General features: G+C 46.2%; 19 protein-coding genes, 2 tRNA genes and 1 riboswitch. Of the genes, 5 read left to right on the forward strand and 16 right to left on the reverse strand.

The features are described from left to right. Nucleotides 1-449 precede the first annotated feature (449 nt). The 10 genes from HXT56_RS03455 to leuS form a co-directional block, all read right to left on the reverse strand. Nucleotides 450-1,007: a SixA phosphatase family protein gene (locus tag HXT56_RS03455; protein WP_116711863.1), complete on the reverse strand. Its 558-nt coding sequence runs from the start codon at nucleotides 1,005-1,007 to the stop codon at nucleotides 450-452. A 10-nt stretch (nucleotides 1,008-1,017) separates the two neighbouring features. Next, complete coding sequence (locus tag HXT56_RS03460) at nucleotides 1,018-2,157, reverse strand: tRNA (adenine-N1)-methyltransferase (RefSeq protein WP_116711864.1); 1,140 nt, start codon at nucleotides 2,155-2,157, stop codon at nucleotides 1,018-1,020. A gap of 118 nt (nucleotides 2,158-2,275) precedes the next feature. Further along, nucleotides 2,276-3,319, reverse strand: coding sequence for a tRNA (adenosine(37)-N6)-threonylcarbamoyltransferase complex transferase subunit TsaD (tsaD, locus tag HXT56_RS03465; protein WP_116711865.1), 1,044 nt, complete (start codon nucleotides 3,317-3,319; stop codon nucleotides 2,276-2,278). Between the two features lie 2 nt (nucleotides 3,320-3,321). Then, the gene (rimI, locus tag HXT56_RS03470) at nucleotides 3,322-3,876 is read right to left on the reverse strand and encodes a ribosomal protein S18-alanine N-acetyltransferase (protein ID WP_421778466.1); all 555 of its coding nucleotides are present in this window, start codon (nucleotides 3,874-3,876) and stop codon (nucleotides 3,322-3,324) included. 25 nt (nucleotides 3,877-3,901) lie between these two features. Continuing rightward, the gene (tsaB, locus tag HXT56_RS03475; RefSeq protein WP_421778467.1) at nucleotides 3,902-4,729 is read right to left on the reverse strand and encodes a tRNA (adenosine(37)-N6)-threonylcarbamoyltransferase complex dimerization subunit type 1 TsaB; all 828 of its coding nucleotides are present in this window, start codon (nucleotides 4,727-4,729) and stop codon (nucleotides 3,902-3,904) included. 63 nt (nucleotides 4,730-4,792) lie between these two features. Next, the gene (gene tsaE, locus HXT56_RS03480; protein ID WP_116711867.1) at nucleotides 4,793-5,386 is read right to left on the reverse strand and encodes a tRNA (adenosine(37)-N6)-threonylcarbamoyltransferase complex ATPase subunit type 1 TsaE; all 594 of its coding nucleotides are present in this window, start codon (nucleotides 5,384-5,386) and stop codon (nucleotides 4,793-4,795) included. Between the two features lie 45 nt (nucleotides 5,387-5,431). Continuing rightward, the gene (gene holA, locus HXT56_RS03485) at nucleotides 5,432-6,430 is read right to left on the reverse strand and encodes a DNA polymerase III subunit delta (RefSeq protein WP_421778478.1); all 999 of its coding nucleotides are present in this window, start codon (nucleotides 6,428-6,430) and stop codon (nucleotides 5,432-5,434) included. A 71-nt stretch (nucleotides 6,431-6,501) separates the two neighbouring features. Continuing rightward, nucleotides 6,502-8,346, reverse strand: coding sequence for a ComEC/Rec2 family competence protein (locus HXT56_RS03490; RefSeq protein ID WP_421777723.1), 1,845 nt, complete (start codon nucleotides 8,344-8,346; stop codon nucleotides 6,502-6,504). A 4-nt stretch (nucleotides 8,347-8,350) separates the two neighbouring features. Beyond that, nucleotides 8,351-9,238, reverse strand: coding sequence for a ComEA family DNA-binding protein (locus HXT56_RS03495; protein WP_421777724.1), 888 nt, complete (start codon nucleotides 9,236-9,238; stop codon nucleotides 8,351-8,353). A 925-nt stretch (nucleotides 9,239-10,163) separates the two neighbouring features. Next, entirely contained in the window at nucleotides 10,164-13,148 is a 2,985-nt protein-coding gene (gene leuS, locus HXT56_RS03500; RefSeq protein ID WP_421777725.1) for a leucine--tRNA ligase, read from the reverse strand. Between the two features lie 221 nt (nucleotides 13,149-13,369). Between leuS and HXT56_RS03505 the strand changes: the two genes are divergently transcribed. The 3 genes from HXT56_RS03505 (at nucleotide 13,370) to HXT56_RS03515 (ending at nucleotide 16,755) form a co-directional block, all read left to right on the forward strand. After that, nucleotides 13,370-13,795 (forward strand): hypothetical protein, encoded by a 426-nt coding sequence (locus HXT56_RS03505; protein WP_421777726.1) that lies wholly within the window; start codon nucleotides 13,370-13,372, stop codon nucleotides 13,793-13,795. Nucleotides 13,796-13,951: 156 nt separating this feature from the next. Then, nucleotides 13,952-14,755: a fructosamine kinase family protein gene (locus HXT56_RS03510; protein ID WP_116711873.1), complete on the forward strand. Its 804-nt coding sequence runs from the start codon at nucleotides 13,952-13,954 to the stop codon at nucleotides 14,753-14,755. Nucleotides 14,756-14,916: 161 nt separating this feature from the next. Further along, nucleotides 14,917-16,755 carry a hypothetical protein gene (locus tag HXT56_RS03515; RefSeq protein ID WP_421777727.1) on the forward strand — a complete coding sequence of 613 codons (1,839 nt, stop codon included), beginning with the start codon at nucleotides 14,917-14,919 and terminating at the stop codon, nucleotides 16,753-16,755. A gap of 89 nt (nucleotides 16,756-16,844) precedes the next feature. Here the strand turns inward: HXT56_RS03515 and HXT56_RS03520 are convergent, their stop codons facing one another. Together HXT56_RS03520 and HXT56_RS03525 are read right to left on the reverse strand one after the other, a co-directional pair. Further along, nucleotides 16,845-18,656: an AMP-dependent synthetase/ligase gene (locus HXT56_RS03520; protein WP_250309536.1), complete on the reverse strand. Its 1,812-nt coding sequence runs from the start codon at nucleotides 18,654-18,656 to the stop codon at nucleotides 16,845-16,847. A 147-nt stretch (nucleotides 18,657-18,803) separates the two neighbouring features. Beyond that, nucleotides 18,804-19,490, reverse strand: a complete 687-nt coding sequence (locus HXT56_RS03525) for a M23 family metallopeptidase (RefSeq protein ID WP_421777728.1) — start codon at nucleotides 19,488-19,490, stop codon at nucleotides 18,804-18,806. Nucleotides 19,491-20,203: 713 nt separating this feature from the next. Here HXT56_RS03525 and HXT56_RS03530 point away from each other — a divergent pair. Next, nucleotides 20,204-20,279 (forward strand) — tRNA-Asn (locus HXT56_RS03530). 188 nt (nucleotides 20,280-20,467) lie between these two features. Further along, complete coding sequence (locus HXT56_RS03535; protein WP_421777729.1) at nucleotides 20,468-21,469, forward strand: ATPase; 1,002 nt, start codon at nucleotides 20,468-20,470, stop codon at nucleotides 21,467-21,469. Nucleotides 21,470-21,820: 351 nt separating this feature from the next. Here HXT56_RS03535 and HXT56_RS03540 read toward each other — a convergent pair whose 3' ends face one another. The 4 genes from HXT56_RS03540 to HXT56_RS03555 all read right to left on the reverse strand — a co-directional run bounded on the left by HXT56_RS03540 (nucleotide 21,821) and on the right by HXT56_RS03555 (nucleotide 26,395). Next, nucleotides 21,821-23,311 carry an amino acid permease gene (locus HXT56_RS03540; protein ID WP_421777730.1) on the reverse strand — a complete coding sequence of 497 codons (1,491 nt, stop codon included), beginning with the start codon at nucleotides 23,309-23,311 and terminating at the stop codon, nucleotides 21,821-21,823. 49 nt (nucleotides 23,312-23,360) lie between these two features. Further along, nucleotides 23,361-23,546: riboswitch (Lysine riboswitch) on the reverse strand. A 324-nt stretch (nucleotides 23,547-23,870) separates the two neighbouring features. Continuing rightward, a tRNA-Ala gene (locus tag HXT56_RS03545) sits at nucleotides 23,871-23,943 on the reverse strand. 144 nt (nucleotides 23,944-24,087) lie between these two features. Then, nucleotides 24,088-25,281, reverse strand: coding sequence for a hypothetical protein (locus HXT56_RS03550; RefSeq protein WP_421777731.1), 1,194 nt, complete (start codon nucleotides 25,279-25,281; stop codon nucleotides 24,088-24,090). 175 nt (nucleotides 25,282-25,456) lie between these two features. After that, nucleotides 25,457-26,395, reverse strand: coding sequence for a DMT family transporter (locus tag HXT56_RS03555; RefSeq protein WP_421778479.1), 939 nt, complete (start codon nucleotides 26,393-26,395; stop codon nucleotides 25,457-25,459). Nucleotides 26,396-26,470: the final 75 nt, after the last annotated feature.

Genomic DNA, 26,470 nt, shown 5'->3' on the forward strand with positions numbered 1-26,470 from the left:
TTCTTCGCTTGGCGAATCAGCAGCCTGCGGCTCTGACGTTCGCCTCGCTCAGTGCGAAAAATCTCAAATCTCACCACACTGGTATTCGTGCAACTAAAGTAACGAAATTAAGCTATGGATTGGTGCGTGGCTGGGAATTATTCTTGGTGTAGAGTGTGCAGCAGCGCGAATGCTAGTGGATTCTAGGCAAGAATACTCAGCGTCAGCAGAGCACTGATGCAAAGCTTCCGACTGTTTTGGGCGATTCCGACATTTTCTGTACACGCTTGTAAAGTAACTGTCACTTTTTTGCGAGATTCCGTTAGTTTCTTTACGCGGCTGTAAAGAAACTGTCACTTTTTGGCGAGATTCCGACATTCCCTATACGCGGCTGTAAAGAAACTGTCACTTTTTGGCTAGATTCCGTTAGTTTCTATACACGCATGTAAAGAAACTGTCATTTCGTGTAGCTACTCGAAGGATTTGGGAGTGAGGACGGCGAGAGCCGTAGCACCACGCAAACCGCAAGTAGAAAATGGACGATCCGCCACAAGCACCACCACCGACGCGTTAGCAAGCCCCAAACGCATCGCACCAAGCACATCCGGATCCGAATCCGGCGAAGAAAGCCACTGCGCAGCCATAGACATCGTAGGCTCGTGGCCTACAATCATAGTGACGCGCGCATCCGCACGAACAGCCTGAAGCTCATCCATAACCGACTGCATACCGCCGTCGTACAAGTTTTTGCGAGATACAACAACAGGAGCGTCACCGAAACGTTTCAGCATCTTCTGCAATGTCTGTTCGGTACGATTCGCGCTAGAGCACACGATATAATCCGGCACAAGTTTCAAAGACTCCAAACCTTTTGCCATGATTTTCGCTTGTTTCAAGCCCTTATCAGTAAGCCCACGGCCCCAATCGTCTCCCATTTCAGGAGCCTCAGCTTTGGCGTGACGCATCAGCAATAAAACGTATTTACTATGACGTACCTTTTTTACCAGCTTTTTCATTGGTGATGCCATCGTTCGCCTCCTATTGGGCTTTCTTTTCTACATCATCAGATTGCGCAACCGCAACCTCGTGCTTATCGCCCGGCAGTTGCGCAAGTTGCAAATCTAAATCACGCAAAACTTTACGCAACTTACGGTCAGAAATATCGCGAAGCGACAAGTCCTCCAACTGCTCAGCACGCTCCTCAGCGGTCATGTCGTCAATGTCAGTAACCGTATCTTTGGTACCGTGCTCGCGTTTCTTAAGCGCAACAAAACCATCGGCCATTGCGCGCGAAACAATCAAAAATCCCGTGTGACCAATCATCGCGTGATCCGGACGCACCGCCAAACCTTGAGCTTTCCACGAACGCTCCAACGTCTCCTGAATCTCCGGCTCAGTCCACACGCCGCTTTCTCGCAACGCTTCAGCCATTCGAGACATTTGCGTCGTAGTCGTCACGTACGCAATAAGCACGCCTCCCGGCACAATAACGCGATGCGCCTGTTCGAGACGATTCCAAGGGTCGAGCATATCAAGCATAATGCGGTCCACACTGTGCTCGTCTAAAGTTTTCGCAACCGAATCAAAATCGCCCGTAAGCAAATTCCACCAAGCAGGACGCTTCCCGTAGTACAAAGTTGCGTTAGATTCAGCAATACGCGCGAAATCCGGACGAAGCTCAATCGTAGTGAGATTGCCGCACTCTCCAACCGCGTCCAAAAGACTTAAGCTCATAGCACCAGAGCCAGCCCCCGACTCCAAAACACGCATGCCGGAGCGAATATCTCCTAAAGCAATTACTTGCGCAATATCTTTCGGATACATAATTTGCGCGCCTCTAGGCATAGAAAGTACATAGTCGACCATGCGCGGACGCATAACAACGTAATCCCAGCCGCCGATAGCACGAGCCGCCTTCCAAGGCTTATTTCCAGATTTTGAAAGGTCTTTAGATTCCTGATTTTCGCTATTTTGTAACGTTTCGCGCTTTGCACTAACGGTAGTTATAACAACGCCTTCATTGCGGCCAATCACGTCGTCGTGACAAATAAGACCATGCTCAGTTTGCGTAACGCCGCCTGCAACAAGTTGCGCAGTAATTCGCTTACCTTTGCGATCGGTGAACTGAATTTTCTCACCTACTCGTAAAGCTCCTCTACGCAAATTATCTTGCTGCACTCAACACCTCGCTTATTGCAAAAATACTACGAACACGCATATAGCAGCGCTATACAATTACTCCACCGACTATTTTACGGCAAACCCACAATAAAGCTCGTCAAAACTTACTAAAGCTTTACAAACTTACGGTAGTAAGCGGCATTGCAGAATCGATTGCGAAATCAGGCGCAGAAGGACGAACCCCCGCTTCCACCAAGTTGACACCTAGCATCGCAACCATCGCACCGTTATCCGTGCAAAGTTTAAGTTCCGGCAGACGCACTTCAACACCATGCTCCTTGCCTTGCTGTAGCAAATGTTCGCGCAACTGCGAGTTAGCAGAAAAACCGCCACCAATCATCAGCGTCTTCGAACCGTACTGCTCGCAGCCCATCATCGCCTTGCGAGAAAGCACATCTGCCACGGAATTAGCCAGAGAAGCACACACGTCGTCAACTGGAATATCAAGCCCCTGAGCTTGTCTTGCTTCCACCCAGCGAGCAACAGCAGTTTTTACACCCGAGAAGCTGAAATCGTAAGGATGCTCTTTTCCGGAACGTCCTTGCGTCAAGCCTTGCGGCACCTTTAAAGTATCAGGATTACCAAGCCTACCGTGCCTGTCAATATGAGGGCCGCCCGGGTATGGGAAGCCAAGCAAGCGCGCAACCTTATCAAAACACTCACCTGCAGCATCGTCCAAAGTTGTACCAACAACGTCAATACTTCGCGCAATATCGTTCACGTGAAGCAGCGAAGTGTGGCCGCCGGAAACGATAAGCGCCAAAACGTCCGGAGGAACGTCACCAAATTGCAATTGCGTTACTGCAATATGCCCAATTACGTGATTAATGCCGTAGATTGGCTTATTTGCAGCCCAAGCCAATGCTTTAGCGCCAGAAACACCTACAGCCAAGCAGCCTGCGAGACCAGGGCCAGCACTCACCGCAATCGCGTCGACGTCACTTAAATCCATGTTTGCGTCAGCTAAAGCTTGAGACACAACAGGCACAAATGCTTCAGCGTGAGCACGAGACGCGATTTCTGGAATCACGCCACCGTAGCGCGCGTGCTCTTGCATAGAAGAAGCCACCACATTTGATACCAGCGTGCGTCCGCGCACAATAGCTGCGGCAGTTTCGTCGCAGGTCGATTCAATTCCTAATACGATTGCTTCGCTCATGACTATTCCTTGGTTGCATTACTTTCTTTAGTTGATTCAAACAGGTTAATTTCACTTAAATCAGCACACATTGTGTACGCGTCCACACCTTCCGGCTGATAGTATCGTTTGCGCAAACCCATGCGCGCAAAACCAAACCGCTCATACAATGCGAGCGCAGGAATATTGTCAACGCGCACTTCTAGCAGCATGCGCTTAGCGCCAATTTGTTTTGCGGTTTTTACCATTGTGAGCAAAAGTTCAGACGCTATGCCTTTTCTTTGGTATTGTTTTGCGACGCCGATTGTCATAATTTGCGCATCGTCACCGTCAAACCAGTAGCCAGCATACCCGCGTAGCGTATTCGTATTGTTGTCAATATCGGCGTAATATGCGCGCATGGGAGCCTGTAACTCTTGCGAAATCATACGCTCATTCCATGAGCCTTTGCCAAATAAATCGGCTTCAACAGGCGCTATTTTTTGCGCTAAATCATCGCACGTAAAATCGCACTTAGGCACTCTACTACAACTCTCGGCTACTGCAGGAAATTGAGAACGCGTTATATCAACAATCATAATTACTCAAATCGTTAAAAACGTTCTATTTTTCCTTGGCTTTATTTGCGGCACCAGAACCGAGCACATGCTTAAGCGGATTTGGCACGGAAACGTCAGGGCGACGCAAATACAACGGATCAGCCGACGCAACTCGCTCATTATTTCGCGATTCCTCTAAAGCGCACTGATCAAAAATTTGCAAACCGCAAAGTCCTAAATCAAGCGCCGAAACGTCAGCAATCAAACCAATTTGCGCAATATTTCGCCAATCTTCAACATATTTTTTAGCTCCGTGACCGAGCACATCCACGCAATAATCCTTGCCGACTACGCCTGCCATATACTCATTCACGCGCGCAGTTACGTTAGCAGGGTAGTCAATATCCATGCTTACTACCGCTTTTCCTTCGTCGTCATACAAAGCAAAATACACTTGGCGACGGCGAGCGTCGTTTAACGAAAGCACATAATGACGTGTGCGAGAATCGTTAGTATCGTCCGAATTTGGAAGATTTAATAGTAAATCCGTTGAAATACCGCCATTTTTTAGCGCTTGCGTAAACGCACCAGAGCGCATCATCAAACTTTGAGGAAGTAAACTGTCACAACCAAAAATTTCCGCATTATTTGCGAACGCAATCGCTTTTGCTGCAACTAATCCCGCACGAAGACCGGTAAAAGGAGCAGGTCCTACTCCCACAACTACGCGATCAATATTTTGCGGCTGAAGCCCCGCGTTTTCCACAACTTTCGCAATATTGACTTGCAAACGTTCGACATGCGTGCGAGAGTCCGTTTCAACAATCGGCTCCAAACCAACAATACCAACCGTAGAACCATATGATGTGTCAATAACTAGCGTATTACTCATGTTTATTCCTCGACGTAACGTACCCAACCAGCTTACTCTTTCACCACAACCTGCAAAAGCTCGTTACAACGACGCCACGCGCTTCTGCCAATCATGACCAATTGGAAGCAACGTCACTATACGCTCGCCATCACTCGTCAAAACTTCCGTTTGATTTGATTGAGAAGACGTTTCCGTTTGATTTGATTGAATTGGCCTGGCAATATGAACTTCTAATCGTTCACTTGCCAGCACTCCAGCCATCTGCTCTCCCCACTCCATAAGCACAACCGTGCCATCGCCAGGTTCCTCTAAAGCTTCATCAAGCCCCAGCGATTCAAGCTCATCAAGCAAACGCGACACAACATCTTGCCCAGGAGCAAACGCTTCGCCTCCTAGACGATACGCGTCGACGTGAATAAGCGTTGCTGGCTTGCCGTCAGCAAAAGTACCGTGAAGTTCGCGCGCAATAGTAAACGTAGGAGACACGATTGGCTCGCTAATTTTCAGCCCCTCGCCAAATCCTTGAGCAAACGTTGTTTTACCAGCACCAAGAGGACCAGAAAGTAGCAAAACGTCACCTTCGCGCACAATTTTTGCCACCGACTCGCCAAGTTTGCGCATGTCGGCTTCAGTAGGAACTTGGCATATTTTTTGCAGTTCTTGATTCGATTCCATCGTTTACATCACGTTCTTTCTAATTTTCTTAATTTCTAAATTTTTCTAATTTCCTCGAGACGCTATCAGCATAATACACTGCTCTAGCGCATAGTCCGCGTCACTTGAACCGCCTTTACACTGCTCATCAGCCCACGCTAAACGTTGCAAACATTGAGCAATACCCGCACTATTCCAACCCGCAATCTGGCGCATCGCAATTTTAAGCACCCACGGATTCATTTTCGCCTCCGCCTGCGAAATTGTGCCGTTACGCACCGCCATTGCCATGGCAAGAGCGCGTATTTTTGAAGCACACGCGCCAATTAAAGCTATAGGATCCGTGCCCTGGGAAATTGCAGTACGCGCAGCAAGCACCGCTTGACCCGCATGTCCAGCAACAGCCTTATCTGCCACAAAAAATCCGGTAACTTGCGGATCTGCAAGCAAATAACGGTCAACAATATCAAGCGTCATAGGATTATCGTCGTAATCAAAGCACAGTTGCGAACACAAGGCAGCAAGTTCGCCAGTTTGCGAACCCAACACTGCCACCAGTCGCTGCGCAGCCTGCGGCTCAATACTGCGCTTATGACGGTCAAATATGCTCATAACAAAATTGAGTTTCGCATCGTCTTTTTTAAGATCAGGCACATATATAGTTTTCGCACCAGCCTTACTTAAACGCGAAATAATAGCCTTACCTTTAAGACCACCTTCATGCCGCGCAATAACCCAACTTAAAGAAGATTCGTCAAAATTATTTTCGTTATTTTGAGTCTGCTGGCAGAATTTTTCAATCGCATCTACTAAAGATTCATCCGCATTTTGCAAATCGTTTATCGCAACAATAGTGCCGCCACCAAAAAGTGACGGTCCAACCGCCTCATCAAACGCATACTTATCCGCATTCGCCGCATCAAGTTCAACAAGCTCAACATCTGGAACATTTTTTTGTATTGCTTCACGCGCACTACGAGCGTTAAGCTCATTTAAATACGCGTCCCCACCAACTACCAGCGTAACCGGCACCGCGCTTTCCAGACGCTGCTTACTAGCTGTCATCATGCTCCTTACACCAACCAAACTCTTAACCATCATAATATTGCGAGCGAATATGCGTTAGGTACACCAATTTAGTTTTCAAAAACTTCAGTAGCGTCACTTATTATGCGCTTTCCAGACGATCCAAGTAGTTGTCCCAATATAATCATGCGATTAACAACATAACGCTGAGAAAGCATACGCCGCACGCCTAAGCCAACCAGCAATATCGCCACTTCCACAGCCACCATCAGCCACGCACCACCCACTCCACTCGCCCATGGAACAACCCCAATAGCAGTATCGTCGCACCAATACGCACACTGCTGCATAAAGTCAGTACCCAGCGAAGCAAGTTGAGCAAACACAAAAGACAACCCAGCATTACAACTCGCACAAACCAACGAAATTAATCCACATAACGTTGCCCAATCCATAAGCGGCGCAACCACAACATTTGCCAGCACAGACATACATGACACTTCTGGTTGAATAAGAATCTGTACCGGAAGCGTCCAATATTGTGCGGTAAGCGTCATACTCAGCGCAGCAGCAATCCACGACGGCATATACCGGTCGAGCACACGCGACAACGGCACCCCCATAGTAACAATTCCAAACGTTGCCGCACAAGAAAGAGCAAACGCATAATCCCAAGCGTACGAAGGCGACATAAACAAGACTAATATAATGGTCCAGCTCAGTGCGCTCACAGACTGGTAAGGTCTTTTGAAGCAAAACGCCACCGCGCTTATCACCCCCATAATAAGCGCTCGCAATACTGACGCCGACGGAAACACTATACAAGCCAGCATTATTTGCAACACAATCTGCACGAAGGCCGTAAACCAGCGAGGCGTAAGAAAGTAAGCGCAACAGCGGCGAATAATTACGGCGAGCAACAAAAAATGACCGCCTGACACTGCCATAACGTGCATAATCCCCGCATGCTGAAAATGACGACGAGTCATTGTTGCGTACGTTTCGTCAATAAGTTCAGCCTGCGTACTGTACGCTGCTTGCTTTGGCTCGCTTTCTATTGGTACATACTCTTGCCCCAGCATGCCAACCGTCACCCCCGGAACCAACATTCTCCCCTGCATGTCGAGTTTGTTTGTCACTTCGTAAAAAGATTGCCACAATGCGCTCATAGTTCGGTGGAATATGTCAGGCTGTTCCGTTATGCGTATGGTTGCTTGAGATTTTGCTATGCGAAATTCCGGAACGTCACTGTTAAAACGGGAGGTTCCCACACGTACCGGCACGCGCACGGTAGCACCATAGGCAAGTCGATTACATAAAGGCGAGTAAGCATACAGTTTAGCCCGAGCGTAGCTTGCGAAGTGAGCAAACTTTCGCACTTGAACAGTAGCTTGACAATCTCCACTCATACTTTTTGACGTACGAAGTGGCGTTATTATACTAAATTCAGCTTCGTTTTCAGACGCGCCTATGTCGTTATCGTCACCAGTACGATGGTAGCGTTGAGCGTTGGGAACGCCACTTGTTTGTATTGATTGCATAACAATATCGTTGGCGAGTACGCACTGAGTTGTGTAAGTGAGCATTATTGCGGCAATACACACGTATGTTGCTAGCGACATCGTTTTACGCCAGTTCACCAGCCAATATCTTGCGGTATTTGTGATACGAAATATGCGCTGAGAATAATTGTGTATACGTATACGAATACTTGCGCTATTGCCGTACAAGAAACGTTGAAAATATTGGAAACATTGGAAACATTTACTTATTTTCATACGTTGCTTCACAATAACGCAAGTTATTACACCGCATGCCATTGCTATGATCAATGCGTTCAGAGTGTGATCTTTCCAACACCATTTTCCAACCAAGCACCCAGCCCACATTCCGGCAGCCACTGGAACCATGCGCATATCGTGGCTTCCAGAAATACGTTGCACTACGTTACGCATACACTTACCTTATTTCCACGATTCCGCTTAATCTTCTCAACGTTTTTGGGCCTATACCTTTAATTCGCAACAAGTCTTCTAATCTGGTAAAACGTCCCATTGCGTTACGTTGTTTAATAATTCTTGCAGCAGTTTTAGGGCCTATTCCTTTTATCGTTTCTATTTGATTGGCAGTTGCCGTGTTGAGATTGATAGGATCACTGTTGCCATTATTGCCGCTGTTACCGCTGCTGGTTCGCGCGCGAGTACGTTGACTTGCTGTCGCCTTTGCGGATGGTGCTGCTGCAGCTTGCGATTTGCGTTGCGTACGTGAGGATTTAGTTGTACGAGTTGAAGTTACGGGAGCTGAATTGGAGTTTTGTTGCGAAACGGTATCGTCATATACGCCGTCATCATTTACCGGCTGTATCGTAGTATTTTCCACGCCACTTTCTGCAGCAGTTTCTGCAGCACTTTCTGCATCGCTCTCACGACTATTCTTGTGCCCACTTTTTTGCTTATGTTTCGCAGAACGTCCATTGCTATTCGACGTTTCAGCACCGTGCTGGCCCGCTGCCGTGTTATGCACATCAGTCGGCCAAACTGACGCTTGTTCATTTTGCACTTTTTGATACGTAAGCGACTGCGAAATGAGCATGGTTAAACTCGCACACAAGGCCGTAACCAAAATCAGCATAACAGCTAGCACATGAATCGGACGCATATGCACGCGCGGCACCATCTTGCTACTTCGCAACGCCGCACTCAACGAAGTAACACCATCCTCTGCAGCATCGTCATTAAACTTACCTTGAGCTAGCTCAGATAGTGACGAAACAGCTCTACGAGAAGGAAGAGCGGCATGAGCACCACCAGCACAACCAGCACCATGTTTCGGATTGCAATATTCCATACCATCCCCCAAATTCAAATAATTCCCCAAATTTACAAACTATTACTCCCACTATTAATGAACTTCTACCTATTCGCAACAAAAATCACACATTGTGGTTAAAAGCTGCAGCCCCCTTGCTGCCGCACACACCCCGGAGTTTTTCCGGCAAATGTTCCATAAAATCAAAAACGATTTTTCCTTTACAGCGTTGTAAAGAAACTAACGAAATCACGCCAAAAAACGACAGTGACTTTACAGCGTTGTAAAGAAAAAATCGAAATTAAACCGAAAAGTGATTATTCCTTTACAGTAACGTAAAGAAAAAATCGAAATCCGGTCCAAAAACGACAATTCCTTTACAGCTATGTAAAGAAACCATCGGAACAATCTCCGGAGAATGTTCCTGTAGCTTTGCAGTTGTGCTTTGCGAACGTTGAGTACTTATTGCCTAGAATCCACTAGCATTCCTGCTGCTGCACACACCACACCAAACCAAATCCTCCCACACTCACAGAAGCTTAATTGCGCGTCATTCATTCACGTGGATATTCGTGTGGTGAGATTTGAGATTTTTCGCACTGAGCGCGGCGAACGTCAGAGCCGCAGGCTGCTGATTCGCCAAGCGAAGAAGAAAAATCGAAAAATCTCGGCGATTAAGCGAGGTTATTAACGATTAGCACGCAGAGTTTAGGGGGATTTCTCTACGAGCACTAAAAGAGGACTGAGCGAACGCAACACAACATAAACAAGGTTTTACTACAATAAAAATATTTCACATGAGTGCGGAGCGAAGGACGGGACGTGCGAGGAGAGAAATCCCCCAAAACTCACGCCACATCAAGGAGGATTCCGCGAAACTCATAGACGAAACTCAAGAATAACGAAAAAAAATGCTGTGCGCGACGACCTGCTTTCGCGCGCACAGCACTAATTAAGCCGAATTTTACCTCTCGTCAGGCACAATCGACACAATCTTAGGCGCTTTTACAATCACCTTAAGCGGAGCTTTGCCGCCCAAGCGATCGGCTACAGCTTCCAAGGCGAGCTTTTCAAGCTCTGAAGCCTCAATATCCGGGTCGACTTCAAGCTTGGCGCGAACCTTGCCCTTGATTTGCACGACGGCCGTAACCGTATCCGCACCAACGTAGCGAGAATCTGCAACCGGCCAAGCTGCGTGAGCAATCGACTTAGTGTGTCCAAGCTTGCTCCACATTTCTTCGCAAATATGCGGCGCGATTGGAGAGAGCATAAGCACGAGCGGCTCCACGGCTGCGCGCGGAACGTGAGGCAGCGAAGTCAAGTGGTTGTTCAGCACAATCAGCTTAGCGATTGCAGTGTTTGGTCGCATTGCTTCCATTTCCACAGTCACTTCCGCAATCGTGTTGTTAAGAAGCTTAAGCGTCTTCTCGTCGAGCGCGTCATCTGTTACTACGCAAGCGCCGGTTTCTTCGTTAACTACATTGCGCCACAAGCGCTGCAGGAAACGCATGCCGCCGACAACGTTACGCGTGTTCCACGGGCGGGATTCAGAAAGTGGACCCATGCTCATTTCGTACAGGCGGAAGGTGTCTGCACCGTAGTTTTCGTACATGTAGTCTGGGGTCACAATATTCTTTAAGCTCTTACCCATTTTGCCGAACTCGCGGTTCACAGTCTCGCCATGCCACGTAAATGTTGGCTCGCCAGCGCCGTTTGAAGCGCCTTCTTCAACCTCGTCGGCTGGCACGTACTGTCCGCGCTCATCCGTGTAGGCGTAAGCCTGAATCATGCCCTGGTTGAACAGGCGGTGGAACGGCTCAGCAGAATCCACGTAACCCAAGTCGTACAAAGCTTTATGCCAGAAGCGCGAGTAAAGCAAGTGCAAAACTGCGTGCTCTACGCCACCAACGTACAGGTCAACGCCGCCAGAAACGTGCTCTTTGCCTGGACGGTTTGTGCCCATCCAGTAGTCGTATTCGTCGGTGTCTACCATGTGCTCAGCGTCGTTTGGATCCAGGTAGCGCATGTAGTACCAGCATGAACCAGCCCAGTTTGGCATGGTGTTGGTGTCGCGATAGTAGGTTTTTACACCCTCACCGAGGTCGAGCTGAACTTTTACCCAGTCCTCGTTTCGACTTAGAGGCGCTTCCGGTTCGGAATTTGCGTCGTCTGGTGCGTATGTTTTTGGCTGATAGTCTGGAACGTCCGGCAATGCAATTGGTAGCTCAGAATCTGGAACTAAGTGAGCAACTCCGTCCTCGTCGTAAACGATTGGGAATGGTTCACCCCAGTAGCGCTGCCTAGAGAATAGCCAGTCGCGAAGTCGGTAGGAAACCCTGCCTTTTCCAACACCTGCAGCCTCAAGCCAAGTCGTCACCTTTTTAATTGCTTCGTCCACGCGCAAACCGTTAATAGACAAAGCGTCACCGAGCTTATGCGTATGTTCGACAGCAGAGTTGATAACAATTCCGTCGTGTGAAACAAACGGAGCGTTACCTTCGTAGTCTGCCAACTTTTCGCCAGACTCAGCAAGTGGTTCAACGGTATAGATTACAGGCAAACCGAAGGCTTTTGCGAAATCGTAGTCGCGCTGGTCGCCGCCTGGAACTGCCATGATTGCGCCCGTACCGTAGTCCATAAGCACGTAGTCTGCAGTAAAGAGCGGAAGTTTTGCTCCAGTTACAGGATTAATTGCGTAAAGACCGGTAAACAGGCCGGTTTTTGCGCCCGCATCTTCTGTACGATCTTTAGCGGTCTTCGCGCGAGCTTGAGCTTGATACTCAGCCAAGCCTTCCTTAAGACTTGCGTAGCCGCCCTTCCAACTTTCTGGAACGTCCGCACCCCACGCTTCTGGCACATGCTCAAGAATCGGGTGATCTACGGAAACAACTGCAAAAGTGGTGCCAAAAAGCGTGTCTGGACGAGTCGTGTACACTTCCAAATCGCGCGTTTCGCCATCTGCGCATGGAACTTCAAAATGTACGGAAGCGCCGTGAGATTCGCCAATCCAGTTGCGCTGCATAAGCTTAACTTTTTCAGGCCAATCAATAGTGTTCAAATCTTCAACTAAACGATGGCCGTAAGCGGTGATTCGCATGGACCATTGGCGAAGGTTGCGCTGGAATACTGGGAAGTTTCCGCGTTCAGACTTACCTTCTGCAGTAACTTCCTCATTTGCGAGCACGGTTCCCAAGCCTGGGCACCAGTTCACAGGAGATTTAGAAATATAAGCAATACGGAAGTCGTTGAGAACGTCTGCTTGCTCTACTTTGTTGAGTTCTTCCCACTTTTTGCCGGCAAAACCAGGAATTTCGCGCTTGCCGCTCTTAAATTCATCAACAAGCTCAGCAATCGGACGAGCGGAACCTTTACCGCCGTCTTTGCGCACAAAATCAGGGTTGTACCAAGCGTCATACAGCTTTGAGAAAATCCACTGCGTCCAACGCACATAATTCGTGTCGATTGTTGCAAAAGACCTACGATCATCGAAGCTCAAGCCCATGCGGTGCAGCTGCCTGCGCATATTTGCAATATTTGCTTCAGTAGTGATGCGAGGGTGCTGGCCCGTTTGCACAGCGTACTGTTCTGCAGGAAGTCCAAAAGCGTCGTAACCCATGGCGTGAAGAACGTTTTCGCCTTTCATGCGGTGGTAACGGCTTACCACGTCCGTTGCTAAATATCCAAGAGGATGCCCAACGTGCAAGCCTTTGCCGGATGGGTATGGGAACATGTCCATTGCAAAGAAAGAAGGACGACCTTCCGCAAGATTGCCTTCGCCATCCTTCAAATCACCCTTAACATTTGCAGCCCAGAACGTGCCTTGTTCGTCCCAGGTCTGTTGCCAGCGCTGCTCGATATCTTGTGCGAGCTGCGCGTTGTAACGAAAAGCTGGCTCGGTTGCAGAAGCATTATTGTCAGCTGTTGCATACTGTTGATCGTTGTCGTTCATACCCTAGGACTATAGCGTCCGGCACCGTCATTACGCAACACTTTTTACAAGTTTTGTGGAGAAAAATATGCTTTTTGCGAAAATTTTACTGACGAATGTACAAAATTCGTAGAACGCGCATTTCTTAACGAACGGACCACTACAATTGTTGATACACGACATAAGTAGATGTTACGAAATTAGTTACACAATTAGTTACATAATTAATAGAGGAGTATATAGTGAAAGTATCAAAAAATACGTTGTTATTACTTGCTTGTTTAGTTTGGACAGTAGCAGGAAGTAATATTTTGCGTTTAGGATTGCTGGCTTACGCTGATTATATTTCTCCCCTCAATTGCGCGTTATCGTTACTTGTTTTCTTACTATTCCAGTTCCTTATTTTTGGCAAGCTGGTTACGAAACATACGGCTCGAATTAAAGCTTACGAAGACGATAAGCAGTTTTTCCTCAAGTTTTTCGACGTAAAATCGTTTGTGATTATGGCGGTTATGATTACTGGCGGCATAACGCTTCGCGCCAGTAATATCGTTCCAGAACAATTTATTGCCGTATTCTACACCGGTTTAGGTGCCGCACTGCTACTAGCGGGCCTACTGTTTGGCTATCAATTTGCCAAAACTTTCTGCCCAGCTCTTAAAAGCTAAGCGCAACAATAAACTTAAAAAATAAACACAACGTTACTGTTTGTGCTCAGTTTTCGGTAAAATGGTGGGTTTGAAATAACTCCGTTTTGTGCGTGAACGGTTGCGCTCTGCAATATAAGCCCCCGCGTTCACGCACGCAATATTAAGAAGGTTGCTATGAACAATAATGTGTACAAGAAAAGTAGATCATACGCACCTGAACGCTTCTTTGAATGTGAGGGCAAGGGTTTGCAATGGTTGCAAGAAGCTCACCAGTATGGCGGCCCTAAAGTTGCGAAAGTATTTGACTGGGGTAAGGATTATCTCAATATTGAGCGCATTGACACAACCGCTCCAACTCCAATTGCCGCGTTCGAATTTGGGGCTTCTCTCGCACACATGCACGATTATGGAGCAACATATTTCGGCGAAGCTCCAGCCGACTACGATGGCACCTGCTATTTTGGACCTTTGAGCGATCCAGTTGAAATGCCAACTGGCGCTTGGAGTAGCGTCACTGATTACCTCGCAGACGGCAGATTGCGCCCCATGATTGAGCTTGGAATTGCTCGCAGGGAGCTTAGTAAAAGCGATTTGGATCTTACAAACGAAGTTATTGACGCACTTCCTGATTTGCTTGGACGCGCTGCGAACGATAAGCCTGCTCGTGTTCACGGAGACTTGTGGAGCGGCAACGTGCTTTGGACTAAAAGCGAAGATAACGAACATGTCGAAGCGGTACTTATTGATCCAGCAGCTCACGGCGGCCACCGCGAAGAAGATTTAGCAATGCTTCACTTGTTTGGAATAAGCTACTTTAAGCAAATATTAGACGGATATCAGTCCGTACACCCACTGAAGGCAGGTTTTGAACAGCGCATGACACTGTGGCAGCTCTACCCTATTGCCGGTCACTGCGTATTCTTCGGCGGAGGTTACGTAAGCGAATATCGAGATATGTGCAGAAGATTACTGAATTAAACGTTACGCAAGTACGCAGTAAATTTTCACAATTTTTACCAACAATAATTCGTAACAGACGATAAAATCGTACAAGACAATATCAGTTACCTTACTTATACACGCAATAGTTAGTTTAACTATTAGCGCAACTACAGCAGTTACGGAAGGCCAACATTACTATGATTTGTTTGCGCAAACGCACCTGGCATCGTCCACTCGCCCTACTCGCCGCATTAGCCACAATGATACTAGCGGTAAGTTCATGCGGGACACCAGCGCAAACCACTACTACACCAACGAAACTGCCACAAAAAAATCATGGCAATGTTGTTATTTTTACTCCCTCTGACGGCTTGGCATTAACGAGACACAAACCGCTAAGCACTTGGGATAGGCTTGTTCCTGAACTAGTAAAAGGCTTAAAAAATAAAGGATTTAACGATACTGCTATCGTTACTAAAACATCCTCAAGCCTCGCCGAACAAAGTCAAGACGTGCAAGATTACGTGGTAAATTTGCTCACCCCACTGCAGCATGCAGGCAAGAATCGTAAAGCAACCAAACATTCTGACGATGCGAACACAAAACTGAGAAAACAGCTCAGTAAAAATACTCTTGTTATTGCACCGTGGTCAAATAAAAACGGAAATAATAACTACGGAGATTACGCAACACTGCCCGCAGCACTTGAGCAAACACCGTCGCCAAACGTTACGTCACAAGATAAGCAAGGTGACGATACTCATCCTCAACAGAATGATAAACAATCGCACAAAGACCTTGCTCAAAAATCTGCCGACCAAGCCGAAGATAAGCAGACGCAAGATCAAGAAAATCATAAACGAATGGACTCATTTAGCAACGAAGCAAACAGCGCTGGCGACCAATCTGCAAAAAATGCTCTTCGCGCAGAAAAACGGTTAGCTACCTCACTGCAACTCGCCAAAAAAGCCGGAGTACACGTAATAATGATTGCCAGGACTGTGCCAGGATTCCAGCCAGACGTACTGTTCCACTTATCTGATGCAAAAAGTATTGGCGAAACTCAAGCCGCAACCCTAGTACAAAAGCTCGCTCTTGATCGTGCAACTCAAGATAACCCGCGCTATATTGAAGTGCTGCTACCATGCCACAATCAGAAAAATATTAATGCACATGCGAGCACGCAAACGAATAAAAACACTGAATCGAACGGCAATCATACTGAGAGTACGAACGAAGATAACCCGCTTGGATTAGACGACGAGTTTGCAAAAGAAGCATTCAGCGGTATTTGGAAAGTGTTACGACCGTACTTTGCTTCCGGCACACTCCTAAGTTCTTCTGGCACTTTGCATACAAACAGCACAGAAAACGATTGGATGAACGTAGCTTTTGACGCCGATGATCCAGAAGCAGTCAAAAAAGAACTTACTAATCGTATTACCGCTAACGATCACCAATTCACTCCTTCGCTGCGACACGTTGACGGAATTATCGCCATGGACGATCAAATTGCGTTGCAAACAGCAAAAACGTTAAGCGACCTCGGTTATGAAGGAAGCGCGGCAGATATCAACCCTTCATTTACTCTACCAGACGTTATCGGAAACTTTATTGGTAAAAGGAACCTCACTAAACGACCGGTTCCAGCTCCTAAAAACTCGCCGAATCACAAAGAAAATCAAGAACAAGCCGACACTGAAGCAGCCAAAAAGGACGATTCGCAACTAAAGCAATGGCCGGCAATAACCGGTTATGGCGCTTATAAGAATATCATGCCAAATATTGTCAATGGTAAGCAATGGATGACTACTATTGAGAACCAGGCAAAAATTTCTCAGGATATCGTAGCTACTTGCGACTCATTAAACACAACTGGAAAACTTTCGAGAAGCATTGCTACAACGCCGACGAATCTTGGCAATGGAGTAAACGTTCCTACTATTTACGAGCAGTTGCTGGCAGTAAGTGCCACAAACTTGAAAGCCCGCTTAATAGACCCAGGCTATATTTCACTCGCCGACGCAGGATTGTAATAACACGCGCCACGCGAAACCGGAGACGCTGCAACCAAGGCGCGCAACCGTATGCTCTGCAATTGGCTGGCGTTATTTTATGAGCAAAATTAGCGTTTGCGAGGAGCGTAAATCACTTGCTCAATCAAATCGTTATAACGCTCAATAACCGCTTTACGACGCGCTTTTAAGCTAGGCGTAACAAGCCCATTAGCTTGAGTAAACGCTTGAGGCACAATCTCGAATTTGCGAATAGATTCTGCCCTGGAAACCAGCGTATTAGCTTTGGTAACAGCACGCTCAACTTCCGCGCGTACGATACCATTGTGTGCAGCTTCCTTAAGCGAGGATACAGGGCGTGCACCGCGCGCAGCCAACCACGTATTAACTTCTGCCAAATCTAAAGCAATAATTGCAGCTACGAACGGCTTCCTGTCACCAATCACCACGCATTGCGCGATAATAGGAGATGTCATAAGCGAAGCTTCTAGCGTGCTTGGGGAAAGATTCTTGCCACCGGCGGTAATAATAAGATCTTTTTTCCTGCCGGTAATACGCACAAACCCGTCAGAATCAAGCGAACCAAAATCTCCCGTATGCAACCATCCGTTGACGATTTGCTGACGCGTAAGTTCAGGATTATTGTGGTAGCCTTTGCACACGGCTGGACTTTTAATACACAATTCGCCGTCGTCAGCGATCGCAACTGACACACCTTTAACTGGCAAACCAACCGTTCCGATACGATATCCCACCGTTGGATTCACCATTGAAGGCGCGCAAGTTTCTGTCATACCGTAGCCTTCTAAAAGCGGCAAGCCAATTCCATTGAAGAAGTGCGCAATAGATAAGTCAAGTGGCGCTCCGCCAGAAATCGCGTATTTAACAGAGCCTCCAAACACTTGCAACAAAGGCTTATACACTAGTTTTTTACATAATTCGTGGCTTATTGCAAGCATTGGCGAAACCATCGCTCCTGATTGTTGCGCATAGGACCAATCGCGAGCAACTTGCGCAGCATAAGCGAAAATAATTCCTTTCACACCCCTACCGGCTTTTTGTGAAGCAGCGTTGTAGATTTTTTCGAAAATTCTTGGTACGCCTAGAATAAAGGTTGGTTTGAACGTTTGGAAATCAGTGAGCACAGTTTTCAGATTACTGGTGAGACCAAGAGTGATATTGCCTGTAAAGCAGAAGAATTGCATGAATCTTGCGAACACGTGTGCCAATGGCAAAAATAGCAGCAGGCGCGGCTGATTTTTATAAGCAATGTCTGGCATTGAGATAACACCAGATTTTGCGATAAAAACAAAATTGCTATGTGTCAGTTCAATACCTTTCGGCTCACCTGTTGAACCGGACGTATAAACAATAGTCGCCACATCTGAACCTTGGACTGCGTGCGCGCGCTCATAAAATTCTGCATCCGTAACCGACTTACCATATTCAACGCACGCAGCTATAGCACCACGGCTTATTACGTACACGTCCGTAAGCGTAGGGCAGTATTCTTGTGCAGCCTCCACTTTAGGCAGCATTTCAGGAGATTCAACGAAGATTGAGCGTACGTTGGAATCTGAAATTATATGCTGTATTTGCAAAGGAGAGCTTGTTTCATAAATAGGCACTGTCATAGCGCCAATTGCCATAATTGCCATATCGAGCACAGTCCACTGCCACGACGTGTGCGCAATAATAGATACAGCATCTCCCGGCATAATTCCTTTCGCAATCATTCCTTTAGCGACGGCAATAACCATGTCACGAAACTCTTCAGCCGTGTAGGATTGCCAAGTACCAGCAGTATCAACATATTCAATAAGAGAATCATGAGGGCTACGCGAGGCGCGCTCCTCTAACAGAGAAAAAACACTATCGTCTATATCGAGCGTCTCATCGAGTGGACGAGAATACTGCTGCATACTAACTCCTCTGACGCCTCATTGTTGTACACACTTTACTATACGCGACTCGCACAATCAGACTATGCAAATATCTACAAGATTAAGCGTAACTTTGTTCAATATTCTACAAAACGCTCAATAATACGCTGCATACGTTTCCTCACGTTATGAATCGATTGGTTTCAGCACTATTTTTCGTCGAGCAGTCATACCGGCAGGATTTTCGTAAGTGCGATTCTTACGTTTTAATCCCCATTGCACACAACGTTTGCCACAATGATCCGAACCTCCCTCAACGTGGCCAAATTGTTGTCCTTGTTTTACTGCCACACCAACAGTAAATTTCGTAACTGCAGGCTCAAATGTTGAGGTAAGTTCACCGTGACGAATACTTACTACTGATTTTCCGGCAACATGGCCTGCAAAACTTATAACTCCGTCCGCTGGAGCAAATAGTGGTGTTCCTGGAGAAGCAGCCAAATCAACACCTCGATGCCCCGCCAGCCAAGGCTTAGGAGGAGGGTTAAAGGCCTTAACTATGCGAGCAGGCTTTACCGGCCATTTCATGGCAGAACGGCATGTTTCTGCACTATATGAGCTTTTAGCAAGAGCGCAGTTATGGCAGCATGATCCGGTAGATTTTGAAACGTAATATTTAAGCTGATTATTGTTCTGCAAAATATACGATTGCAAAGATAATGCCGTTACTAAAAAAGTAAGTACCACAAAAATACTTAAGCCGGCAAGCAAACTACAAAAAAGCTCGTAATTTTTTCGTTTTTTTAAATCTTCACGCAATAATTTCTTAAGTACTGCTTTAATACGAAAATGTTTACTGTAAAAACTACGCATATATCCCCCTTTTTTATGCGACTTGCTTTTTAGTTCTTATTTTGCTTTATACATGAGCTTTTAATAAGTCTTACAATTCGTTTGCAAAAAGCATAGTATTTTACGCAATTGTGGATAAAACATTTATAGTTTGTTTTACATTTTGTTTGCTGTGGCGCGAGTTTTAGGGGATTTCTCTCCTCGCGATTTGTTTTCGATATTCTTGAGTATCGTCTATGAGTTTTGGCTGATGTTTTAGGTTGTTGCTTTGATGAGTCTAAAGAAATTTCAGCATCGTGCGTCCCGTCCTTCGTCGCTCTGGTTGTTAAAGGCTTTTATGTCTGCTTCGTTCTCTATGTAACGTTGCTTCCTCAGTCCTCTTTTAGCACTCTGCTCGAAATTTCTTTAGACTCTGAGTTAATAATCATTAACACAAAACTCATAGACTCGTTAGCTTTGTTACGAGAAAGTGCGTGGTTTACTAAGTGCAACTAAAGTCGCACAACTAAGCTGCGGTGGGGTGCGTGGTTTGCTAAGTGCAAATAAAGTTGCGTAACTAGGCTGCGGATGGGTGCAACTACTTAGTTTAGAGTTTCACAAAAAGTGCGAAAAATCTCAAATCTCTGTCTCTACCATTAATTGCGACACGCCACAACACGCCATATTTGCATCTTAGAAAATTCCGTGTAATATAAATGTCTTGTGCGCGGCACTCAGCCAAACACAGCAGATATTCCTGCGTAGCTCAGTTGGCAGAGCGTTCGACTGTTAATCGAATGGTCGCTGGTTCAAGCCCAGCCGCAGGAGCCATAAAAGCCACTGATTCGTCAGTGGCTTTTTTGTTATGCAGTCAAAGCATCACCTCACTTCAGTTCCACATAAACCTTACACATTGACGACAGGAACGTAGCTAACATAATCGCTTTGGCGTACTATAGAAGCGGATTGTTGTATCACCGATACACATGTGAGCAGTCATCGACAAACAGAGGAAGCATATGATTCAACATATCTCTGCAAAAGCCAATAAAGGCGACAAGCGGAAATCTACTATTCTCATAGCGAGTATAGTAGTTCTAGCTTTGATACTTACCGCAGCTGGAGCATTTTGGTACGTAAAGTACACAGAACGCACTAGAGCTGCACGTAAACAGTGTGAACTTAAAGTTGCACAAGTTATGCGAGCCAGCAAAACATGGAAAACTTTAATCAACAATGAGATAGTTGTTAATCTTTCCTTAGACAATACTAAAATCAGCGATGAGCTTGATCGTATAATTCATGAAAAAACTCCTGCAGTAGTGGCATGCACCGCTACTTCTCCAGATGAGCTCGGCAATCAGGGCGCCCAAGCAGTGGCTGCATCTCAATGGTATATCGCTAAAGCCACGAAGGTACGCTCCATGGCTATCAAAATACTTGATGCTGCTGAGGAAAATATTAAGAAGGCTAACGCGGCAGATTCCGACAAGCAAGGCGAAAAGAAGGAAGAAGAAAAGAAGGAAATTCAGAAAGTAACTGGTACGGTCATTCGCAGAGCCAATGCTGTTGCCCGCGTACGCAGCAATACTCCACCTGCGCCTGCACCTGCACCTGCACCTGCGAAGACAGGTGACAAAAAAGAGGAAAAGAATAAGGAAAATCAAAAGAACAGTAATGAAGGCCAAACCCCTCCAAATACAAAGCTTGATTCTAACCTCAAACCTATAAAAGAAGATAAAAACTCTAAAGACGACAAGGATTCTAAGAATCCAACGAAGCCAAACGATAAAGAGCCAAACAAGCAGAATAACCAGGGACAGGCCCCACAGCAACCAAGCAAGCCAGGTGGTCAGGGACAAAACCCACAGCAACCAAGCACGCCAGGCGGTCAGGGACAAAACCCACAGAAACCTGCTACGCCTCCAGCGCAACCCGCTCCATCAACCGACAAGGATGCGAAGAAAGAGAGGCCAGACATTATAGTCGACAATCCCCCAGTAGGGAAAACTAATAAGTAATTTGTAGCTTCTGTCGGTTATTTGTTCACATACATACAATTACATATCAATAAAAGCTCCTGGCCATTGTAGCTGGGAGCTTTTTTGATATAAGGGTTGGAAATTTTGGGTTATTCCCCGGGTTATTTCCCAAAATGTGTGTACAGCTGAGCTTATGAAATTCTGGGCTATAAGACACAGCCCCAACACCATTAATTCTCAACTAACCAACTGAGAAAACAACGCTTACGCGTACTATAACGCAATATGCAAACCCCTATATATATATAAATAAATAAATAAATAAATAAAAAGCGTGTATGACACCTCATCACAAGATGCCATACACGCTACTGCCGTACGACCGGCTAACTACTCAACTTTCGCATGATCCTCACGGAAACTATGCAAATCAACTTCCTCAAGAGGAATAACCTTAGTATGGTACTTAATCTTGTAACCAACGTACAAAATCAAGAACAGTGGCACAGACATGTACGTAATACCAATAGCTTGCCAATTAAGAGTTGCAAACGAATGCAAATCCTGACCAACAATAACCAAAACGCACAAAAGGAATGCAACAATCGGTCCGAACGGATACCACTTTGCACGATACACCAGCTCATCCAAGGAATGACCCTGAGCCAAGTATGCTTTACGGAAACGATAATGCGCCGCCGCAATACCAGCCCAAGCAATAAAGCCTGTTAAACCACTTGCAGCAACAAGGAACATGTATATTTGCGAACCAAAAATACTCATGAAGAAAGTAAACAAAGCAACTACAAACGTGGCAACCAAAGCTGGAACTGGAATACCGCGCAAGCTAACCTTACCAAACAGCTTTGGAGCATTACCGTCTTTTGCGAGCGCATAAAGCATTCTAGTGGAAGCATACATGCCGGAATTTGCTGCAGAAATAACAGAAGTCAAAATAACAGCATTCATAATAGCTGCAGCAGCTGCAAGACCTGCACGCTGGAACACGAGCGTGAATGGGCTAATAGCAATATCACTTGCTTCAGATCCAAGAAGATTTGGGCTGGTGTAAGGAATAATGCATGCGATAACGAAAATTGCAAGAATGTAGAAAAGAAGAATACGCCAGAACACTTGCTTTACAGCCTTTGGAATACTCTTTTCTGGAGTTGCAGACTCACCAGCGGTAATACCAATAAGCTCAGTTCCTTGGAACGAGAAGCCTGCAATAGCAAACGCGCACAGAACTGCAGGAACGCCTCCAGCAAACGGAGCGTCTTTATGAGTGAAGTTTTGCAAGAATGGCGCTTTACCGCCAATAATTCCAACAATCGTAAGCGAACCAATAACAAGGAATACAATAACCGCTGCGACTTTCACTATAGAAAGCCAATATTCTGTTTCACCAAAGCACTTAACTGTCAGAACGTTAATAAGCAAAATAAGCATAAGAACAGAAAGCGAGAAAATCCATATTGGTACTTTCGGGAACCAGTATTGCAAAACAATTGCGGCGGTACTCACGTCTACCGCAACCGTAATAGCCCAATTAAACCAGTAGTTCCAGCCCATTGCAAAACCTAAAGCAGGATCAATAAAACGTCCGGAATACGATGCAAACGAGCCACTAATAGGCATAAACGTTGCCATTTCGCCAAGGGACGTCATCAGGAAGTACACCATGATACCGATTGCTGCGTAGGCAAGCAATGCGCCGCCAGGACCAGCCATGTGAATTGTGGCACCACTTGCAACGAATAATCCGGTACCAATACTGCCACCTAAGGCAATCATAGAAATATGGCGGGTTTTTAATCCGCGATGAACATCGTTCTGCTCAGAAGTTTGTGTAGCAGTAGATGACAATGATGAATCACTCATTTTTCCTCCTTTTTATCACAATCAGAGGCAAAAACAAGCATGAAGCATGCGTGTCGATAGCACTCCGCAGCGAATGCCGACTCGCTGCGACAGTCTTTGGCTTATTAAACCAAGTCCCAGCTCGCTAACTTTGGGAATCAGATAGCAAACTTCGGCGCTCTCCCCTTTTACAAGCAATCAACGCTTCCCAGCTCATGCTTGTTACTCTTGTTGAGCGCGACCTCTGGTCGATGGTGTTTATTATTAGTACGACTTGCAGACAAACGCAAAGTACAGCGGCGTGGCGCGAAAGTGACAGTTACTTTACAGCGTTGTACAGAAAATAACGAAATCTCGCCAAAAAACGACATTCCCTTTACAGTCATGTACAGAAAATAACGAAATCTCGCCAAAAAGCGATTATTTCTTTACAGCGTTGTACAGAAAATGTCGCGCGCACACTGCAAAACAGGGTTATAGGGGTTATAGGTGTTATAGGGGTTATAGTCCAAAAATGCGAAGACGCATCGTAAGGAATAAAAAAATCTCGACAAGTCATACAACCTGCCGAGATAAATTGTGGAGCTAGGGGGATTCGAACCCCCGACCCCCTCCATGCCATGGAGATGCGCTACCAGCTGCGCCATAGCCCCGTCTTTATTTATGTCGTTCAAACGAACCTTTGATAGAATACAACAAATTCACGTTCTATCCAAATGCGGCGTGTCGGGCAACTATCTATAAGTTCCCCCGCTCGCATTATTTCCAGTTTTCAAACTGGCTTTACCGCCGACTTTTTAATGAACTTTTCCGCTAACGTTGCTCGACGTATCGTTTCCACGAGAACCAGTCGACGCATCTCCATTTCCGCTCCCGGTTTGCAAATCCGACAAATCACCACCAGCACCATTGTTGTTATTTCCTCCAGCAGTAGTGCCGTCCTGTTCGCTATTGTTTTGCCTCTTGCTATCGGTGCCGTAAGACGAACCGCTGCGTAAATCACTACCGGATTCGCGGCCAGTACGATCCATTGAAGAGTCTTCCCCACCAACTTTACTGTGCAAATTATTGCTATCGGATTCTTCTCCAGATTGCGCGTTTTCCGTCGAATCGTCGCCTTCGGAAGTCTTTTTGTGCGTATCGGCATGAGTATCAGTCCGAACCCGAGGTTCTTGCTGTATTTGAGGTTGAGGCTGAGCAGGTTGAGGATTTGGTTGATTTATATAGTCAGTTCCCTTGCCTTGTGTAAGCAACAACACAATTCCCGCGGTGACAACGACGGCAATAAGCGCGCTCACCACAGCAACAATAAGAGTTACGCGATGATTACTATTACGTTGGTACGAAACGTTACGGTACGCGCTACTTCCATAGCCGCCTCGAACTGTAGAATCCACATACGCATTATTCACAGCTTGAGATAATGAAATTGGCGGGACATTAGCCCCATCAGACAGTGCCATATCTTCTTCGCGCTGCTTACGCAATTCAGAAAGTTCCATAACGCGAGTATTTTCTAATTCAGGATCACTTGCGTGCGAACTAATTGTCCTACCGGAATTTAACGCACCAGACTGTTGCGAAGGCTGCATATTAGCATCATCTCCCACGCTTTTATAACCAGAATCCGTCACATAACCGTTTGCTGGTTTACTTAAAATTACAGTATCGTCACAAGCCAAACTATTAGACAAATCATTCGCGTTGGCAGTAGCGTCAGCAGTAACGTTGGCAGTAGCGTTGACAGTAGCGTCGGTTTTAGCGTTGGCAGTAGCGCTCGAACCAACATTAGCTTCTGCTAATTTACGAGAAGAAGCATGAATAACATTTTGATACAGTTGAGAAGCCACTGCCGACACAATCGAACCAATAGCAACACCAATAACCGAACCAGCAATACCAATTTTTGAAGCAAGCAAAAAAGAAGTCACAGCAGCAAGTGAACCCGCTAATACTTGCGTAAACGATATGCCTTTGAAGAAATTCTTCACGTGTGTACCTTAACTCATTCGCTAACAGCATGCCAAAATTTGATGCAGCATATATCAATCATTACCTTGTAACGATGGTATCACTCATTGAATGAGTTGCACAGTACTCACCCGCGCGAGCTACGTCACCTACGTCACCCGCGCTGCTCACCCCCTCACCTACACTGCAAACTAATTACGCAACAACGGGAATATTCTTACGCTCAGCTTTCTTTCGTAACGCAATATGCTCATAGTGTTCACCCAAGCTAGCAATCACAATAGCAAGGAAAATAAGCCCGAACCCAATAAAAGCCAAGCCAGAAACGCGCTCGTGGTATAGCACTGTTGAAAATAGCAGCGTAAACAAGCTTTCCGTGCACATAATTACCGACGCGTTCGCAGTGGACAGTTTAACCAAACTATAGTTTTGCATAATTTGCGCCACAACGGTTACTACAACAGTCAGATAGAACATGTTGGCAATAATAGATACAGGAGTGTCAGCTTTAAGATTTGGTAAAGGTTCACTTACTGCGGCTCCAGCGATAAATAGTACTCCTGATACAACGAATTGCCCGAAAGTAAGAGTAACAGGATTGTACTTTCGTGAGTAGTACGCAAGAAAAGTGAGATTAAACGCAAATACTGCGGCACAAATCAAAGTTAGCACGTCGCCGTAAGAAAGGGCGAGCACAAACATTCCCGGTTTCAAAGCCACAAAGCCTACTCCCGCCACGCAAGTTACGGCAGCAATCAAACCAATAAGCGTAGGCCTCTTTTTGACGATAAGCCAAGCTGAAAATGGCGCAATAACGCAGTAGGCAGCTGTAAGAAAAGCGCTTCGTCCGGGATCAATTGATCTCAATCCTTCAGTTTGCAAAACTAACGTAGCGTAATACGTAACGCCAGTAAGAAGGGAAGGAATAATTAATTGTTTAGTAAAAGTCTTACGAAGCGTACCAAAGAAGATAACGGCCATAATTGTGCAAGCACCAACCATGCGCACACCCATAAGCCACTGAACAGGAAACACGTTCAGCGCATATTTTGAAGAAACGTAGCTACCACCCCAAATAGCTGCGCACGCTAAGAGCATGAGCTGTGCGGCATGAACACCTTTTCCAGTGGGCATACCTGACCGCTCTGCTAACGTTTGAGTCGCTTCATCTTTTGCTTTCATTATTCTTTCCTAAACCGTATCAAATTG

It is taken from the genome of Gardnerella nova (assembly GCF_049244055.1).
Classification (GTDB): Bacteria; Actinomycetota; Actinomycetes; order Actinomycetales; family Bifidobacteriaceae; genus Bifidobacterium; species Bifidobacterium vaginale_H.